The organism is Pradoshia sp. Z6_59, assembly GCF_058267515.1.
In genome coordinates this window covers 39,836-57,628 of record NZ_JBZCPP010000010.1, presented here as the reverse complement: position 1 = coordinate 57,628, position 17,793 = coordinate 39,836, and the positions used below count along the sequence as shown (strand labels likewise).

General features: G+C 35.8%; 12 protein-coding genes, 1 pseudogene and 1 riboswitch. Of the genes and pseudogenes, 5 read left to right on the top strand and 8 right to left on the bottom strand.

The features are described from left to right. Nucleotides 1-197 precede the first annotated feature (197 nt). From AC4D4B_RS11955 to AC4D4B_RS11945, 3 genes are read right to left on the bottom strand one after another with little or no spacing between them, the layout of a single operon-like run. A complete protein-coding gene (locus AC4D4B_RS11955; RefSeq protein WP_491000005.1) occupies nucleotides 198-2,051 on the bottom strand; it encodes an ABC transporter ATP-binding protein in 1,854 nt (617 codons plus the stop codon). Then, nucleotides 2,048-3,778, bottom strand: a complete 1,731-nt coding sequence (locus AC4D4B_RS11950) for an ABC transporter ATP-binding protein (RefSeq protein WP_491000004.1) — start codon at nucleotides 3,776-3,778, stop codon at nucleotides 2,048-2,050. The genes AC4D4B_RS11955 and AC4D4B_RS11950 overlap by 4 nt, the downstream gene beginning before the upstream one ends. A 54-nt stretch (nucleotides 3,779-3,832) precedes the next feature. After that, nucleotides 3,833-4,240 carry a MarR family transcriptional regulator gene (locus AC4D4B_RS11945; protein ID WP_490995764.1) on the bottom strand — a complete coding sequence of 136 codons (408 nt, stop codon included), beginning with the start codon at nucleotides 4,238-4,240 and terminating at the stop codon, nucleotides 3,833-3,835. Nucleotides 4,241-4,548: 308 nt separating this feature from the next. Between AC4D4B_RS11945 and AC4D4B_RS11940 the strand changes: the two genes are divergently transcribed. Beyond that, nucleotides 4,549-6,309 carry an ABC transporter ATP-binding protein gene (locus AC4D4B_RS11940; RefSeq protein WP_491000003.1) on the top strand — a complete coding sequence of 587 codons (1,761 nt, stop codon included), beginning with the start codon at nucleotides 4,549-4,551 and terminating at the stop codon, nucleotides 6,307-6,309. A 142-nt stretch (nucleotides 6,310-6,451) separates the two neighbouring features. Here AC4D4B_RS11940 and AC4D4B_RS11935 read toward each other — a convergent pair whose 3' ends face one another. Continuing rightward, nucleotides 6,452-7,678 (bottom strand): aminopeptidase, encoded by a 1,227-nt coding sequence (locus tag AC4D4B_RS11935; RefSeq protein WP_491000002.1) that lies wholly within the window; start codon nucleotides 7,676-7,678, stop codon nucleotides 6,452-6,454. Between the two features lie 128 nt (nucleotides 7,679-7,806). Further along, the gene (locus tag AC4D4B_RS11930; RefSeq protein WP_490995753.1) at nucleotides 7,807-9,108 is read right to left on the bottom strand and encodes an NCS2 family permease; all 1,302 of its coding nucleotides are present in this window, start codon (nucleotides 9,106-9,108) and stop codon (nucleotides 7,807-7,809) included. A gap of 417 nt (nucleotides 9,109-9,525) precedes the next feature. Continuing rightward, nucleotides 9,526-9,652, top strand: a riboswitch (cyclic di-AMP (ydaO/yuaA leader). Nucleotides 9,653-9,779: 127 nt separating this feature from the next. On the opposite strand from AC4D4B_RS11930, the pseudogene AC4D4B_RS11925 reads away from it, so the two are divergent. The 3 genes and pseudogenes from AC4D4B_RS11925 (at nucleotide 9,780) to AC4D4B_RS11915 (ending at nucleotide 13,936) form a co-directional block, all read left to right on the top strand. Then, nucleotides 9,780-11,551, top strand: a pseudogene (locus AC4D4B_RS11925) (APC family permease). Nucleotides 11,552-11,808: 257 nt separating this feature from the next. After that, the gene (locus AC4D4B_RS11920; RefSeq protein ID WP_490995752.1) at nucleotides 11,809-12,465 is read left to right on the top strand and encodes a response regulator transcription factor; all 657 of its coding nucleotides are present in this window, start codon (nucleotides 11,809-11,811) and stop codon (nucleotides 12,463-12,465) included. After that, a complete protein-coding gene (locus AC4D4B_RS11915; RefSeq protein ID WP_491000001.1) occupies nucleotides 12,449-13,936 on the top strand; it encodes a sensor histidine kinase in 1,488 nt (495 codons plus the stop codon). Before AC4D4B_RS11920 ends, AC4D4B_RS11915 begins: the two co-directional genes overlap by 17 nt. A 167-nt stretch (nucleotides 13,937-14,103) precedes the next feature. On the opposite strand, the gene AC4D4B_RS11910 is transcribed toward AC4D4B_RS11915, so the two are convergent. Beyond that, nucleotides 14,104-15,327 (bottom strand): MFS transporter, encoded by a 1,224-nt coding sequence (locus AC4D4B_RS11910; protein ID WP_490995750.1) that lies wholly within the window; start codon nucleotides 15,325-15,327, stop codon nucleotides 14,104-14,106. A gap of 10 nt (nucleotides 15,328-15,337) precedes the next feature. Then, the gene (locus tag AC4D4B_RS11905; protein WP_491000000.1) at nucleotides 15,338-15,757 is read right to left on the bottom strand and encodes a MarR family winged helix-turn-helix transcriptional regulator; all 420 of its coding nucleotides are present in this window, start codon (nucleotides 15,755-15,757) and stop codon (nucleotides 15,338-15,340) included. A 179-nt stretch (nucleotides 15,758-15,936) separates the two neighbouring features. On the opposite strand from AC4D4B_RS11905, the gene AC4D4B_RS11900 reads away from it, so the two are divergent. Beyond that, entirely contained in the window at nucleotides 15,937-16,557 is a 621-nt protein-coding gene (locus tag AC4D4B_RS11900) for an FMN-dependent NADH-azoreductase (RefSeq protein WP_490999999.1), read from the top strand. 119 nt (nucleotides 16,558-16,676) lie between these two features. Here the strand turns inward: AC4D4B_RS11900 and AC4D4B_RS11895 are convergent, their stop codons facing one another. Then, nucleotides 16,677-17,537 carry an EamA family transporter gene (locus AC4D4B_RS11895; RefSeq protein ID WP_490999998.1) on the bottom strand — a complete coding sequence of 287 codons (861 nt, stop codon included), beginning with the start codon at nucleotides 17,535-17,537 and terminating at the stop codon, nucleotides 16,677-16,679. Between the last annotated feature and the right edge of the window lie 256 nt (nucleotides 17,538-17,793).

The window sequence follows — 17,793 nt, the reverse complement described above, 5'->3', positions numbered from 1 at the left end:
TAAGTAGTTCTTTTAAAACATCAGACAAATACTTATGACAGGGGAATTTAGTCTGAATTAAAGGATTATAGTTAACGAAAACATCTAAAAACAAAAGGACAAGGGGGGTGATTGGTCAAAGAGTGGGGCTCCGGAAATATTATTTAGCGGTATCAAATGTGCCGGGAAGTTTTCTTTCCCGGCACATCTGTTGTGTTTTATACGGCTTCATCTGCAAACTGGCTGTTATAAAGATCCGCATAGAAACCATTTTGACTCAGTAACTCGTCATGAGTGCCTTGTTCAATAACGGTTCCTTTATTCATTACTAAAATTAAATCTGCATCTTTAATCGTGGATAAACGGTGAGCGATCACAAAGCTTGTACGGTTTTCCATTAAGCGATTCATCGCTTTCTGAATAAAGATTTCAGTTCGTGTATCCACACTGCTTGTTGCTTCATCCAAGATTAGAATAGAAGGGTTTGCTAAAATGGCACGAGCTATTGTAAGCAATTGTTTTTGACCCTGTGATATATTAGATGCTTCTTCATTTAATTCAGTTTCATATCCTTCTGGCAATGTACGAATAAAATGATCGGCATGAGCTGCTTGGGCCGCTTCAATAATTTCTTCACGAGTGGCACCTTCACGACCATAGCCAATATTATCTGCAATGGTACCATTAAAGAGCCATGTATCCTGAAGAACCATACCGAATAATCCATGGAGATCTCCGCGTTTCATTTCTTTAATATCGACACCATCAATTTTGATGCTACCGTCATTTAATTCGTAAAAACGCATTAACAGGTTAATCATTGTTGTTTTACCTGCACCGGTTGGACCTACTATGGCCACTTTTTGCCCTGGTTTGACTTCAAGATTCATATCTTTGATCAATAGCTGATCCTGCTTATATCCGAATGCAACATGATCAAAAACAACTTGTCCTTTTGGATTAGAAATCACTTGTGGATTCTGAGTTTCTGCTTCTTCCTCTTCCTCATCTAGCAGTTCAAATACACGTTCTGCAGAAGCAACAGTAGATTGAATAATGTTAGCGATATTCGCCGTTTGAGTAATCGGTTGTGTAAATTGACGTGCATATTGTATAAAAGCCTGAATATCACCAACTGTTATTCTTCCGTTTGTAACAAAAATACCGCCAACTACACAAATGAGTACGTATCCGATATTTCCGATAAATTGCATGAAAGGCATGATTACACCTGAAATAAATTGTGCTTTCCAGGAAGATTCGTATAATTTTTCATTTATTACCTCAAACTCTTCTAAAGCTTTTTCCTCTTGGCCAAAGGCTTTCACGACTTCATGACCAGTATAGATTTCTTCAACATGGCCGCTCAAATTTCCAAGTGATTTTTGTTGGCCAGCAAAGTATGTTTGAGATTTTTTGGCTACAAATACAGCGACAACTCCGCTTAAAGGTAATGTTAACAGAAGAATTCCTGTCATAACCGGACTGATTGACAGCATCATAATAATAACACCAATAATTGTTACTACACTGGTAATAAGCTGTGTTAAGCTTTGTTGTAAGGTAGTGCTGATATTATCAATATCATTTACAATCCGGCTTAAAGTTTCACCCGTTGTTGTTCCATCAAAATACTTTAAAGGGAGCCGAGATACCTTAGCTTCAGCTTCTTCTCTTAATGTAAATACCGTATTTTGAGCAACGCTTGCCATAATATATTGCTGGATAAAGGCGAAGAGTGAGCTAAACAAGTATAAACCGCCAAGTAGGAAGAGAATTCGAATGATATACTCAAAATCGATGCCTGCACCAGGAATACCTGACATTTTTTCCATAATGCCTTCAAATATTTTGGTTGTCGCTTTACCTAAAACTTTTGGGCCGACAATGGTAAAAACCGTACTGAGGATAGCAGCCAGCAAAACAGTTAAAAGGCGAAATTTATAAGGCGCTAAATAACGAATTAATCGTTTTAACGTTCCCTTAAAATCTTTTGCTTTTTGTATCGGTGCTCCTGGACCGCCTGGAGGACCAAATCCCGGATTTGATTGTCTTCTTGTCATTCTGCTCATGCAATCTCCTCCTCAGAAAGCTGTGACTTCACGATTTCTTGATAGGTTTCACATGATTTTAGTAATTCTTCATGTGTACCAATTCCCATAATATTTCCTTCATCCAACACAATGATACGATCGGCATCCATAACTGTAGATACACGTTGGGCAACCAATAAAACCGTTCCTTCCGTGGTTTCACTTTTTAAAGCTTTCCGCAGCTTAGCGTCCGTTTTGAAATCCAGTGCAGAAAAGCTGTCATCAAACATATAGATTTCCGGTTTTCGAACCAAGGCTCTCGCGATCGATAGACGCTGTTTTTGTCCGCCGGAAATATTTGTCCCACCTTGAGAGATTGGAGAGTCAAAGCCTTCCTTCATATTAGAAACAAAATCATAGGCTTGTGCGACTTTTGCAGCATGGATGACTTCTTCATCACTGGCATTCTCATTTCCGTAGAGGATATTTTCCTTTACGGTACCGGTGAATAGAACAGCTTTCTGAGGAACTAGACCAATTCGGTTACGTAAATCCATTAATTCCAATTCCTTAATATTGATTCCATTTACATAAATACTGCCTTCAGTCGGTTCATAAAAACGAGGAATCAATTTTAATAATGTAGATTTCCCGGAACCAGTTCCACCGATAATGGCTGTAACCTCACCAGGACCAGCGCTGAATGAAAGGCCTTTTAAGGCAGGTTCTTCGGCACCTGGATAGCTGAATGTAACATCCTTAAATTCCAGGTAGCCAGTTTTAGTTGGTTTAGCTTCATGCTTAATTGGCTCATCTTTAATAGTAGGCTTAATCGCCAATACTTCATTAATACGAGCTGCTGAAGCAGAAGCACGAGGAATCATGACAAACATCATGGAAAGCATAACCATGGAAAACATAATTTGCATGGCATATTGCATAAAGGCCATTAAATCACCGACCTGCATTTCTCCATGATCAATCCTGATTGCACCAAACCAAACAACCGCAATCGTTGTATAGTTCATAATCAGCATCATGAGCGGCATAAGTGTAGCCATTAATTTATTTACCTTGATAGTAGTGTCTCTTAAGTCAGTGTTTGCCTTCTTAAAACGTTCCTTTTCAAAATGGATCCGATTAAAGGAACGAATGACACGGACACCAGTCAAATTTTCACGAATGACACGGTTTACAGCATCCAATCTGCGTTGAACCAGTTTAAATAGAGGGACGCCTTTCCAGATGACAAAAAGTATAACTCCAACTAGGACTGGAATCGCAAGAATGATAACCCAGGAAAGTTCAGGATCTTTTGAAAAGGCCATAATAATGCCACCAATAGCCATTAATGGTGCCATTATCATCATTCTAAGAATCATGTTCAGAACCAATTGCACCTGTGTTATATCATTGGTTGTTCTTGTAATTAAGGAAGCAGTACCAACTTGTTCAAATTCATGAAGTGAAAAATTCTCAACATGGGAGAATACTCTGGAGCGAAGATTTTTGCCAAATGACATGGATACTTTTGCGCTAAAGTAACTTGCCGTAACAGAGCAAAGCGTACCAACCGCAGCAACCAAAAGCATAAATCCGCCAATTTTCCATATGTATGGTATGTTTTGATTAATGACGCCTGTGTCGATGATGTCAGACATCAATGTGGGTAAGAATAATTCTGATAATGACTGTATAAATACCAATGCGAATATAAAAACAATCGGTAATTTATACGGTGCTAAATAGCGAAACAATTTCCTCAAAAATTAATACAACTCCTTAATATTGATTTTCATCAAAAAATTCATGTACTTTTGTTAATATCGGGTAAGTTCTTTACTATCATCTAATCCGATATATTCCTCTAGAAGGGTAAAAGTATGATGTAATTTAGCAAGTGCTGCATCTGCTACAGATTCTCCCTCACATGTTAATGTAACCAGTACCACCCTGCGATCATTTTTATCAATTCTGCGGGTAATTAGGTTATGCTGTTCCAGCTTATTTAAAATTGGGGTAACAGATGGTAATTTAACATTTAACTGTTTGCTGATCTCGGATACCTTAATCTCGGTAATATGTTGAGTTTTTTTCTTGATACATGTCAAAACTCTTATTTCACTTGGTTTATATCCTTTTATTGTTTTCTTTTCCCAATCCAATTTGTCAAACTGTGTAAAAGCCCTGTTCAATTTTCCAACTGATTGGTCTTTGTTTACTGTCATACCTCCACTACTAAAATAATGCCTTCCTAATAGTTAAGTAACCAAATTAAAAGCAAATAAAATTATATTTATATAATATATACAAGTCAATATAGCTATACAGTTTCGGAAAGTGTAAAATATGACAGTTTAAATACGATGGTTTTGTAGGTCTTTTAAAAAAAGAAATAGGATTTGAAAAAATGTATAATGTATAAAACATATTAAATTCAGTTTAAAATCCCAATGTTTTACATAATTAGGATTGTCTTTATATCAGTTCTTCGGTAACGTTAATATAGAAGCTAAACTCAGGAGGAAGAAAGTTTATGAATGAAAGAAAACAGAAGGGGAGTTATAAACGCTTTTTTCGGTTATTGCATGCAACTAACCCTTCATATGGAAGACTTGGTTTTGCACTCGGTCTGAGTATTATTACTACCCTTATTGGGTTGCTCATTCCATTGTTAACAAAGGAATTGGTAGATGGCTTCAGTATGTCTTCTTTATCTAAAAGTCAGATTCTTATAATTGTATTGGTGTTTATTGCTCAAGCTGGTTTAAGTGCATACGCGACCTATGCACTTGGATATAATGGTCAAAAAATCATTGCAGGCTTGCGGGATTTATTATGGAAAAAGTTGATTAAGCTGCCTGTTTCGTACTCTGACAAATATGGTTCAGGTGAAATGATTAGCAGGTTAACAAATGACACGATGGTCGTCAAAGAATTAATAACTACCCATTTAGTTGGGGCTATTACTGGAATGATTTCAGTTATTGGGTCTATAACGATATTATTTATCATGAACTGGAAATTAACCCTGTTAATATTTATTGTATTCCCAATAGCAGCCATGATTTTAATACCAATTGGCCGAATAATGCTTAATATCTCGAAGGAGACCCAAGCTGAAACTGGTAGATTTACAGGAGTATTAAATCAGGTCCTACCTGAAATCCGCTTAGTCAAGGCATCCAATGCAGAAGAAATTGAATATAATAGGGGAATGTCAGGTGTAAAACGGTTGTTCGCTCTCGGTTTAAAAGAAGCGAAGACCCAGTCTCTTGTTTCACCAATTATCACATTAGTGCTAATGGCTGCTCTAGTAGGAATTATCGGGTATGGCGGTATGCAGGTAGCAAGCGGAATAATTACAGCAGGTTCGCTTGTAGCTTTTATTCTTTATATTTTTCAAATTATTATGCCTATGGGACAAATCACGACATTTTTCACTCAATTGCAGCGTTCGATGGGGGCAACCATGAGAATAATTGAAATCCTGAATGAAAAAGAAGAGGATTTACTCAGAGGGAAAGAACTAGTAAAAGCAAATGTCGATATCGTTATCGATGATTTATCATTTGGATATGCAGAGGAGTCTTTGATTCTTCGTCATTTAAATGCAACGATTGAAGCGGGAAAAGTAACAGCGATTGTTGGACCAAGCGGTGGCGGGAAAACGACTCTGTTTAAATTGCTTGAACGCTTTTACGAACCAAGTGAGGGATCAATCAGGATAGGGGGAATTCCTATCGGTGAATACAATTTGCAATCGTGGCGGAAGCATATTGGGTATGTATCTCAAGAAAGCCCGCTTTTGGCAGGTACGATCCAGGATAATATATGTTATGGTCTGGAAAGGGAAGTCACCTCCATTGAACTGGAGCAAGCAGCTGAAATGGCTCATGCACTTGAATTCATTCAGCAGCTTCCAGAAGGATTCCAAACGGATGTAGGGGAGAGGGGATTGAAGCTGTCAGGAGGACAGCGCCAACGAATTGCGATAGCAAGAGCGTTATTGAGAAATCCAAGTATTCTAATGCTGGACGAGGCCACATCAAGTTTAGACAGCCAGTCTGAACAAATCGTACAGGCTGCATTAAATAAACTAATGGTAGGGAGGACGACAATCGTTATTGCCCACCGATTATCAACCGTCGTCAATGCGGATCAGTTGCTATTTATTGAAAAAGGTGAAATTACAGGTAGAGGAACACATGAAGAATTAATGCAAATTCACAAGCTTTATCATGAATTTGCAACACAGCAATTAAAAATTAATGAGAATTTAAAAGAGAAGGCATAAATTGCACAAGACATAAATTTTTGTGATAGTTAAGAATGAACAACTAGCTAAACGAAAACAAAACGCGCTTAGAAATATTTTTCTAAGCGCGTTTTGTTTTTTGGACTACTATTATTAAAGGGTTATAAGTCTGATAATAAAATCAAAACGCCCAATTCCCATTACGGAATATGGCTTCACGTGTACCATCAGGCAATTCTCCATCAATATCCATATCAGCTGAGCCAATCATGAAGTCCTCATGCACTTGGCTGATATTTACCCCGTACTTATGCAATTGTTCGACATTCATTTCTTCTCCACCTTCGAGGCAGAATGGATATCCAGCTCCAATGGCGAGGTGGTTAGAAGCATTTTCATCAAATAACGTATTATAGAATAAGATATTAGATTCAGATATTGGTGAATGGTGAGGTACCAGTGCAACTTCACCTAAGTATTTAGCTCCTTCATCAACATTGATGAGATGATTTAAAATATCATTTCCTTTTTTCGCCTCGGCATTTACGATTTTTCCATCTTCAAACGTTAACGTAAATTCATCAATAACATTGCCGCCATAAGCTAACGGTTTTGTGCTTGAAACCGTGCCATTTACTCCATTTTTCAAGGGAATCGTAAATACTTCTTCAGTAGGCATATTGGCTATGAATTCTTTGCCGGTCGAGTCTTTAGCTCCTGCTGCACACCATTTATGTTTCTCGGAAAGTTCAATTCTTAAATCCGTACCGGGTGCTTTATAGTGTATGTATTTATATTTTTTGTTATTTAAATAATCAGCTTTACTGATTAATGTATCTAGATGATCCTCCCATGCTTGAATAACATCTTCCTGATCAACACGGACTGAAGAAAAGATGGCATCCCAAAGTAAATCTAAGCTGTTTTCTTGTCCGGGGAATATTTTTTTGGACCAACCATCACCTGCAGCAGCAACGACTGTCCAGCTGATCTTATTGGACTGCATTGCTTCGCGTAAATTATTGAGAGCCTTACCTGCAGCCTTTTGAAAATTAGCGATCCGATTTGAATCGATCCCATTCAGTAAATCCGGATCTTGAGAGACAATCGTTATAAAAGTTGCGCCTCTTTCAACCATTTCGTTTCTGGAGGCAGCCATCCATGAAGGAAATTCAGTAAATGCCTCGTCAGGTGCCAGCAAATATTTCGTTCGGTTAATTTCTTCATCACTCCATTCCACAAAAACCTGCTTTGCACCTGCTTCATAGGCTTTTTTAACAAGTTTACGTGTAAATGGTGCAGTTTCAATAGTGGATATGATGAATACAATTTGGTCCTTTTGTACATTAGCGGCTTTCTTAACAGTCAAGTCAGCATAACGATCTAATTTTTCTTCAAAATTATTCATGGATTAATCCTCCCCATACAATATTATTTACTATAAAAGTATATCATCTAGATATCAGAAAATATCAATAATTTATCGGGGGTAAAAATATAGAGCTGGATTTATAAAGAAATCCAGCTCTATATTTTTTAATGTCCTCCTAAGAAGACTAATTGAATAAGGAATAGTACTCCAAAGATGTAAACGAGAGGTGGAACTTCTTTACCTTTGCCACCTGCTAATTTTAAGATTGGATAAATAATAAATCCAAACGCAATACCAGTAGAGATACTTGATGTTAATGGCATTGCAAGGATGATAACAAATGCTGTAAATGCTTCATCAAATTTTGACCATGTAATCTTTGCTAAACCTTCCATCATAAAGCAACCAACGATGATTAAAACAGGAGCAGTTATAGCTGACAAGTTAGATATAGCTGCGATAAATGGTGAAAAGAACAATGCAACAACAAACAATAGAGCTACAACAACGGATGTCAAACCTGTGCGTCCGCCTGCAGCAACACCTGCTGTTGATTCCACATAAGCAGTTGTCGGGCTTGTACCAAAAGCGGCACCAACTGTAGTAGCGATAGAATCACCCAGGAAAGCCTGTTTAGCTCGAGGGAACTTGCCGTCTTTTAACAATCCAGCCTGGTCGGACACAGCCACCATTGTACCTGTTGTATCAAAGATAGTTACAAGTAAAAATGAAAACACAACTGAGTATAAACCGTTAGTGAAGACACCTGCAAGATCTAAATCAAAGAATGCCATTCCTTCTGGTAATGAAGGAAGAAATTCTTTGGCAGTGATATCTAACATACCAGTAAAATAGCCAATGATGGCTGTAATAATCATCCCGATGAACAGGGCACCTGGAACTTTTCTAACCATCAGGATAAGTGTGATGAATAGGCCTGCAATTGTTAATAAAGGAACTGGAGCAGTTAAATCACCTAAACCAACAAGATTGCTTTCATTGGCAATAAAGATTTGTGATTGCCTGAAACCAAGAAATGCTATGAATAAACCAATACCAGAAGTAATTCCATATTTAATCGAAAGTGGGATGGAATTAATGATCTTTTCTCTTAAATCAGTAAAACTTAATAAAATAAATAAGAGACCAGCTATAAATACTGCGCCCAGGACAACCTGATAGCTAAGACCTTGTGTGGCAACTACACTCGTAAAGTAAGCGTTTATTCCCATACCTGGCGCAACAGCGATTGGATATTTTGCATATAATCCCATAATTAACGTACCAATTACTGCCGAGATAATGGTAGCAATAAATACCTGATTAAAGGGAATTCCTGAAGCGGAAAGGATTGCCGGGTTAACTATTACAATGTACACCATCGTAAAGAAAGTAGTTATACCTGCTAAAACTTCCGTTTTAACAGTAGAGCCGTTTTGGCTTATAGAGAAAAATTTGTCTAACAATTCGTATACCTCCATCTATTCACCTTGAAAAAGCGAACGTTTTTGACGACATTTAATATAATATTCGTTTTTCGGTCATTTTTCAACCACAAATTAATAATTATATTATTTATTTGCGATAACTACTTATAATATGAGGATTAAAGAGGGGATTTATCCTAGTTAAGAGGTTGATATTTAAATTCTTATCATACTAAAACGGATTGTTAGTATTAGGAATCATTTTGAATTTCATATCAACCTTATAAGGCTTGATTTGCTTGTGGGATTTTTTCCTTTATGTATAGGTTGAAAGCAGAGTAGACTGTGACCAAAAACAAAAAGAAATTTATGTGAATAAATTAATAATTATATAAAAATTAATGGATGAAAATATTTACATTTCTCATATCGGGAGTATTATTATCACAGTTTCTAATTTCTAAATCGCTTAAGCATTATTGCGCGGGGGACCCATTGTTTCTGGGGTGAATCCTTTATGGTAGGACTACTCAGAAGTCCCGAATCCGACAGCTAACCTCGTCAGCGTTTTATGAGAAGGAAGGTGGAACTTGTGAGACGAAACTAATATAACGTCTGCAAATCTATTTATCGATGACTTGCAGGCGTTTTTTGTTGATTAAGACGTTAATAAGCACACATTCATACTTTATTAAAAGCGGGTGAACAGAGTGGTTTCATCATTTAAACGTATACTCATTGGTCGTCCATTAAAGTCAGCGGATGCTGGAGAACAAAAGCTTCATAAAAGAAAAGCGTTGGCCATATTGTCATCCGATGCTTTATCATCGGTCGCATATGGACCTGAACAAATCTTAATTGTTTTAGTTACTCTCGGAGCGGCTGCCTTTTGGTATTCCATCCCGATTGCTGTTGGAGTATTACTGCTTTTAACCATCTTGATTTCTTCCTATAGACAAATTATCTTTGCTTATCCAAATGGTGGAGGGGCTTATCTCGTTTCAAAAAATAACCTGGGTGTGAATTTTGGGTTGATAGCAGGTGGTTCCTTACTTGTGGATTATATATTAACCGTAGCAGTAAGTGTCTAGGCGGTTCTGATGCGATTACGTCAGCAATTCCTGTATTGCATTCATATAAAGTTGAAATAGCTATGTTATTTGTTGTGTTAATAACGATTTTGAATTTAAGGGGGATTACTGAATCTGCCAGTATATTAGCTTATCCAGTATATCTATTTGTCTTTTCGTTATTTCTTTTAATTGGATCCGGAATAGTTAAAATCATAACTGGGCAAGTCCCCGCCGATTTACATACATCAATTGGAACACCAGTGGCTGGCATAAGCTTTTTTCTATTGTTAAAAGCATTCACATCAGGAAGTTCAGCATTGACTGGTGTGGAAGCCATATCGAATGTAATCCCGAATTTTAAAGATCCTGCCCCCCTTAATGCATCCAAAACATTGGTTAGTATGGGATGCTTACTTGGCGCCTTATTTTCTGGAATTGTTTTTCTAGCCTTTTATTATGGTATATCGCCAAGGCATGAAGTGACTGTCGTATTTTTTGCAGGGTACAACAGCACTTATTTTGATTTTGGCAGCTAACACAGGTTTTCCTTTATTGGCTGTTAATTTGGCTAAGGATAAATACATTCCGAGAATGTTTACGGTACGAGGTGACCGTTTGGGTTATTCGAATGGAATTATCATTTTAGGATTACTTTCAATTGTATTAATTCTAGTTTTTCATGGGGAAACAGAACAGCTCATTCCTTTATATGCGGTAGGGGTATTTATTCCGTTTACGCTCTCACAATCCGGAATGACAATTAAATGGTTTCGTGAACGACCAAAAGGGTGGATGAAGAAACTGGCTATTAACGCAAGTGGTGCGTTTATTAGTTTTATTGTAACGATGATTTTCTTTTTCACGAAATTTACACAAGTTTGGTCTATTCTAGTATTCTTACCGATTATCATTTTTGTTTTTCATAAAATTCATAATCATTATGAAGGTGTAGGAGAACAATTACGTATTTCTGCAGAAGTTAAGAATATTCCTATAGAAGGAAATATAATCATTGTACCGGTAGCAGGGATTACAAGAGTGGTTGAAAATACACTAAATTATGCAAAATCTTTATCAGCCCAACAAATCATTGCTGTTTATGTATCCTTTGATCGGGAAGAAGAAAAGAAGTTTGTACAAAAATGGAAGGCATGGCAACCGGATATTCGTTTGGTTAGTTTCCATTCGCAATATCGAAGCTTAATTCAGCCACTTACTAAATTTGTCGATATAGTAGAGCATAAAGCGAGTGATCCAATTATCAGGTTACTGTTATGATACCTCAGTTTATTCCGAAAAAAGGATGGCACAATATCCTTCATAACCAATCAAGCTTATTGATACGTGCTTTTTTGCTTTATAAACGCAATGTAGTTATAACTACTGTACCTTATCATTTAATAAAGTGAGTTTCTTGTAATACATTTAATGGAGCTTTACTATAGTGTTGTTAACAAGCCCATAGTCTGATAAGCGCTTCATGTGTTTAAAAAGATCAATTTATAAAGAGTGGTTTCTGCTATTAAAGAAATCACTCTTTTTGCTTTGACCATTACCTGAATTAAGAATGACAATTTCATGTATAAAAATACAAGTAAGTATTTACCTTAAAATATTATGGTGATATAATTTATTTACTTTTTTAAAGAGGGTGATTCCCATTAGAATGTTAATTTTAGAAGATGAGCCTGTTGCGAGAAAAGTTCTAAGGAAAAGGCTTGAATTACAGGGATATACAGTAGATGATTTTGACGATCCAGAGGATGCAATTATAGCTTGTGACAAAGTGAAATACGATTTATTAATTTTTGATATTACCATTCATGGTGCAATTATTGATGGGTTGGAAGCTGCTTCTATCATAAGGAAAAAACATAATATTCCCTTTGTCCTAGTAACCGGAGCTGATTCGTCAGATGCAAGATTGCGAGGATTACAGGAAGGAGCTCTTTTATATTTTACAAAGCCTTTCAGCTACAAAGAACTTGTCCTTAATATAAAGAATATTATGGAAAGTACAGCAGTAAAAAATAATTCGTATTATATACATAGAGGATTAAAAATTGAGCCTCTTCGTGGGACGATTACAAAAGAAGATGGCAGTGTTGAGACGCTATCAAAAATTCCAATGCAGGTGTATACATATTTATTAGAACATAAAAATCAAGTTATCAGTAAACAAGAATTATGGGAAAAAATTTGGACTGAGCATGGGGATATGAGTGATGACATTATTAATACAACGATAAATCGGATTAGGCGAAAGATAGGTAAGAATAGTATTAATACGATTAAAAATGTTGGATATGAAATCAATGATTAATAATTGGCTAACCATTAAGCGTTTTACCATTTTGTCAAATATTCTTTTGTTCTTAATATTTACATGCATAGTAATACTGCAAAATATTAATCGGGTAAGCGATTCTGCAAAACAACGGATTAATGAAGTATTGCCGAACTTCTATTTGGTTGAAACTCATCTGGCTGAATACGGTTTACAGGAAGATTTTTTGAATGATAAGTTCGGTAAGCTAGCTGGTGCGTATGAGTATATGATGATTTTGGATAATGACTCAAGTTATCAAAATATTGCCTATAACCAAACAACAAAGAATATCAATATTTATGAAGGAAAAGATAAAAAATATTTACCAATTATTAAGTGGTTATTAAATCAAAATCAAGATGAGTTTTTTGTAAAAGATGGGTTGAGTGATAAAAAAATAAAGGTTGAACTTTATGAGGTTAACGGGTCTGTAATAGCGGAAATTGAGCATGCCATTCAAACGGAAGCATTCAATGGTCAGTTATATACGAAGATAAATCTCTCAGCTCTGCTTATTGAAGATTTTAAGGAAATACTCATTACGAATGCTTATTTATATTTAATCATATTCATCTTTTTCTATTTATTCCAAGCTTTATTATTTGAAACTATCTTTAAACCTTTATCAAAGATGACCAATCATTACAAGTTGAAAAACAAGTTTAATATTACACCTCATTTTATGAATGACTTTATGTTAAGAGAGATGAAAGAGTTAAACGATGTTACGAATCGTAGTGTTGAAAAAATGCTGGCTGTAACAGACGAGACACACGCTTTCTTGGAAGAGATTGTCCATGAGGTTCGTAATCCTGCACATAATATTAAGAATACCATTGAATATTTGGAGGACCTGATTGATAACGAAACTCATCCTGAGATTAAAGAAGGATTGTTTCATATTAAAAACGAATCTAGTAATATAGATTCGTTATTATCAGGTATTAAATTATCGCATGAACTTTATTATTTAGGAGGAAATCCTCCCGATAGCTGGATAGAACCAAAAGGTTGTATTGAACCATTAATGGCTGCCTATATGAGGAATTACCCCTCCTATACATTTATTTTAAACGATAACATAAGTACAACTGCTAAAATATGGATAGATGAGTATTCATTTGAATTAGTCCTACAGAATTTATTGAATAATGCTGTGAAATATTCAACAAGTGGATCAACCATTTTTGTGGGAATTAGAGAGAACAAGCTTGATAATACGATTAATATTGATGTAACTAACACTGGCTCAACTATACTTTATTCCAATATTAATAAGATTTTTGATAAGTATGTGCGCCTAAGTAAAGCTAAGAAGATTACGTCAGGATCAGGTATTGGATTATGGATTGTTAAAAGGGTCTCTGAAATTTATGATATAAATATTGATGTAAGTAGTACAGATCAATCAGCAACCTTTTCGCTGAAGTTCAGGCATATTAAACAGGGAAATATAGAAGAATAGCGCAGGGAAGAGTGGGGCATCAATTTTATGCATGCCTCACTCTTTTTTACATTACAGAATATTTCTTGGAGAATGTGAATGCTATTATGCTGAATGGAAATCGAATTAATAGAAAAAAGCGGAATATCCAATCTCGGACCTTCCGCTTTTTTCCTTAATGGTGATCTTTAATTTGATTTTGTTTGCTCTAGCTTTATTAATTTATTGCGCATCTCTAAAGAATCCTTTTTTCCATGCATAAAATAGTAGACTATGATTAAGGTCAATACGAGAATCGACATGATTAGATAGAGATTTCGATAGCCAGTGAAAGGAATAATCATTCCAAGTACATATGGGCCAATTCCGAAGCCTACATCCAAAAAGATAAAAAAGGTTGCTGTTGCTAAACCGATTCGGTGAGGAGGAGTCACTTTTACGGCAATAGCCTGAGTTGTAGATTGGATATTCCCAAAACCAAGTCCAATAATGGCGCCGGCTAAAAGCAAAATAAATCCGTTATTAGCATAGCTTAATAGAAGAAGTCCAAGGGCAAAAACAAGTAAGCAGGGATACATAATAATATTAGACCCTTTTAAATCTAATAGGCGGCCAGTAAAAGGTCTTGACACTAAAACCGCTGCTGCATAAACGACAAAAAAGAAACTTGCTGCTTCAACTAATTGAATCTCTTCTGAATAGAAAGTAATAAATGATAAGACGCTTGAATAGCATAGGGCTCCCAGCATCATAACAATGGCAATGGGGATAGCCTTTGGTTCAATAAAACTGGAGATTTTAGCTTTATTGTTTTCTGATTCAACAGAAGTGTGAGATTGTTCATTTTGTATTTTTAATAGAAAGGCAGTTAAAAAGCTAACAGCTCCCAATGCTATACAAAAGCTGAAAATGACTTCAAATGTTGTATGCTGTTTTAAATAAATACCTAAAAAAGGACCAATCGCAGTAGCAAGAGTGGCACTAAGGCTAAAATACCCAACCCCTTCACCACGTCGTTCTGCTGGTATGATTTGCGCCACAATGGTACCGGTAGCCGTACTTGCAATTCCTAATCCGATTCCATGTAATAAGCGGTTAACCATCAAAAATGATAAGCTATTAATCCCAAAATATAAAATAGTTGTTAATGTAAAAACGACAAGTCCGAATAATAATATTCTTTTTCTGCCGTATTTATCGATAATTCTACCTGTCAGCAGTCGGCCAATAAGTGCTCCAATAATAAAAATTCCGGTAACCAGTCCTGCTTCACTCGTTGAAGCACTGAATTGTTCAACAGCATATACAGAAATAGAAACCATTAATAAATAAAAAACAAGTGTTAATAAAAAATTAATGGCGGATACAATAATAAAATCCTTTGTCCATAATTTTGCTCGTTCCGTTTGCATAGTTATCTCCTTACTCATTAAAATTTTGCTTAATCCTTTCTATGATATTTAGGAATTGTTCTTGTTCATCTGCCGTAATACCTATTAACTTTCCATTCTGAAATTCATCAATCTCACTTCTTACAACTATATATTGTTCCTTTCCTTTAGCAGTCAGTTGAATATTTTTCTTCCTTTTATCTGAGCTTGAAAATGACTGAATATACCCTTGCTGCTCGAGGCTGTTGACTGTGCGGGTTATCGCTGGCTTTTCGATACTTTGATATTTAGATATCTCAACAAGGGTATGTGGCCCATAATTAAAAAGGATATACATAATTGTCCATTGTGGTCTGTTCAAAGCGTATCTACTTAGAATTTCATTTAACTGGTCAATATAAGGCTTATGCACCATAGACAACTCGTGGAATAATTGTTGATGTCTTTCCATTTTTCCTCCCTGTTGAATAGTTACTTTAGTTAACCAATTCAATTTTTTATTATGGCAGAGAAGGGGAGGAGATGTCCAGTCTTTAAATAATGGTAAAACATAGGCATATTATTTTGCTTTGAATTCAAACTATATTAAAATAAATTTACAAATCATATAACTTACATGGAGGTATACATATGACTAAAGTTTTATTTGTTAAAGTAAACGATCGACCAGCAGACCAAGCTGTTTCTGTTCAAATGTACAATGCATTTTTACATGCATATAAAGAAGCAAATCCAACTGATGAAATTACAGAGTTGGATTTATTTCAAGCAGAACTCCCTTACTATGGGAATGCGGCGATTACCGCTCTTTATAAAAACAATCAAGGAATCGAATTAACAGAAGAAGAAACTAAATATGTTAATTTGGCAAATCAATATATCGATCAATTCTTATCTATGGATAAAATTGTATTTGCTTTCCCTCTTTGGAATTCAACTGTTCCTGCACCATTAATTACGTATATTTCGTATTTGGCTCAAGCCGGAAAAATGTTTAAGTATACAGCTGAAGGTCCGATAGGGTATGCAGCTGATAAAAAGGTTGCGCTATTGTCTGCCAGAGGCTCTGATTACTCAGCTATACCAGGAGCAGAAATGGCAGTTAATTTAGTTAAATCTGCTATTAGCCTTTGGGGAATTACTAACCCAGAAGTTATGGTTATTGAAGGACATAATCAATACCCAGACCGTACGGTTGAAATTGTTGCAGAAGGTCTTGAGAATACAGCTAAACTTGCTGCCCGCTTCTAATTTAGAAATATCAATACTGCATGGATAGCCATGTACTTTACTATATATAATTAATAAAAACAGTGGGAATCACTTAAGGATTCCCACTGTTTTTATTTTTTGATATAATACCGCTTTGACTAAAAAATAAGCAGAATTGTACCAATCGTGATCGCAATACCACCAATAATCGTATTTTTATTTGGTTTTTCTTTTAGAATGATAAAGCTTAAAACCATTGTAATGACTACGCTGAATTTATCGATAGGAGCGACGATGGAAACCTTTCCGATTTGTATGGCAGCAAAGTAACACAACCAAGATAGGCCTGTTGCGATACCCGATAGGATTAAAAAGAGATAGGACCTATTAGAGATTGTTTTAAGATCTTTTTGCGTCCTTTGGAAAAATACAATGCTCCATGCAAAAATTAAGATGACGACAGTACGAATGAAGGTTGCGACATTTGAGTCAACATCCTCGATGCCGATTTTCGCCAATATACTGGTTAGTGCTGCAAAAACGGCTGATAAGACAGCCAGGAAAATATACGATTGAAAATAGCCTTCTTTCTTCTTTTTTTCCCTTTTACCGATCAGAATAAAGGTACCAATCGTAATGATGATCCCTCCTGAAATCACTAACGGAGTCATCGGTTCCTGAAGGATAATAAAGGATAAAATAATCGTAATAACGACGCTCGACTTATCAATGGGCACCACTTTTGACACGTCACCAATTTGTATAGCCTTAAAAAAACATAGCCACGATAGGCCGGTGGTTATACCTGATAAGATAATGAAAATCCATGCCTTAGGTTGGATAGTATAAAGCTCATCCCATTGCCCGGTTATTCGAACAACGGCATAAGCCATAATTAGGACTACAAACGTTCGAATCGCAGTGGCCAAATTTGAATTCACATTATTAATACCGATTTTTGCTAATATGGACGTTAAGGCTGCAAATAAAGCAGCCAGTAAAGCTAACAGTATGCTCATGAAAATCCTCGCTTATTTATGTACTTAGATTCGGATTGTTCCTCTGGTAGTATCTACCTTTCAATATAACTCAATTCTATTTAAAAAGTCATTTGGTTTCATATACTTATGGAGAACTTATTTCGCCATTTTTGATGTCCCAGTAATAGTTTAAAGGATTAAGTTCTTAAGCAGCATATAAACCTTTATTAAAATCATAAAAAATACACTTTTTATGTCACATAGAACGTCTATCCGGCATAAAAAGTGTATTTAG

What these genes read in the sequence shown, in the direction of transcription:
- AC4D4B_RS11900 (WP_490999999.1), top strand. Translation starts at nt 15,937, where the DNA reads ATGACTAAAGTTTTATTTGTTAAAGTAAACGATCGACCAGCAGACCAA.
- AC4D4B_RS11920 (WP_490995752.1), top strand. Translation starts at nt 11,809, where the DNA reads ATGTTAATTTTAGAAGATGAGCCTGTTGCGAGAAAAGTTCTAAGGAAA.
- AC4D4B_RS11915 (WP_491000001.1), top strand. Translation starts at nt 12,449, where the DNA reads ATGAAATCAATGATTAATAATTGGCTAACCATTAAGCGTTTTACCATT.
- AC4D4B_RS11905 (WP_491000000.1), bottom strand. Translation starts at nt 15,757, where the DNA reads ATGGAAAGACATCAACAATTATTCCACGAGTTGTCTATGGTGCATAAG.
- AC4D4B_RS11935 (WP_491000002.1), bottom strand. Translation starts at nt 7,678, where the DNA reads ATGAATAATTTTGAAGAAAAATTAGATCGTTATGCTGACTTGACTGTT.
- AC4D4B_RS11940 (WP_491000003.1), top strand. Translation starts at nt 4,549, where the DNA reads ATGAATGAAAGAAAACAGAAGGGGAGTTATAAACGCTTTTTTCGGTTA.
- AC4D4B_RS11910 (WP_490995750.1), bottom strand. Translation starts at nt 15,327, where the DNA reads ATGCAAACGGAACGAGCAAAATTATGGACAAAGGATTTTATTATTGTA.
- AC4D4B_RS11945 (WP_490995764.1), bottom strand. Translation starts at nt 4,240, where the DNA reads ATGACAGTAAACAAAGACCAATCAGTTGGAAAATTGAACAGGGCTTTT.
- AC4D4B_RS11895 (WP_490999998.1), bottom strand. Translation starts at nt 17,537, where the DNA reads ATGAGCATACTGTTAGCTTTACTGGCTGCTTTATTTGCAGCCTTAACG.
- AC4D4B_RS11955 (WP_491000005.1), bottom strand. Translation starts at nt 2,051, where the DNA reads ATGAGCAGAATGACAAGAAGACAATCAAATCCGGGATTTGGTCCTCCA.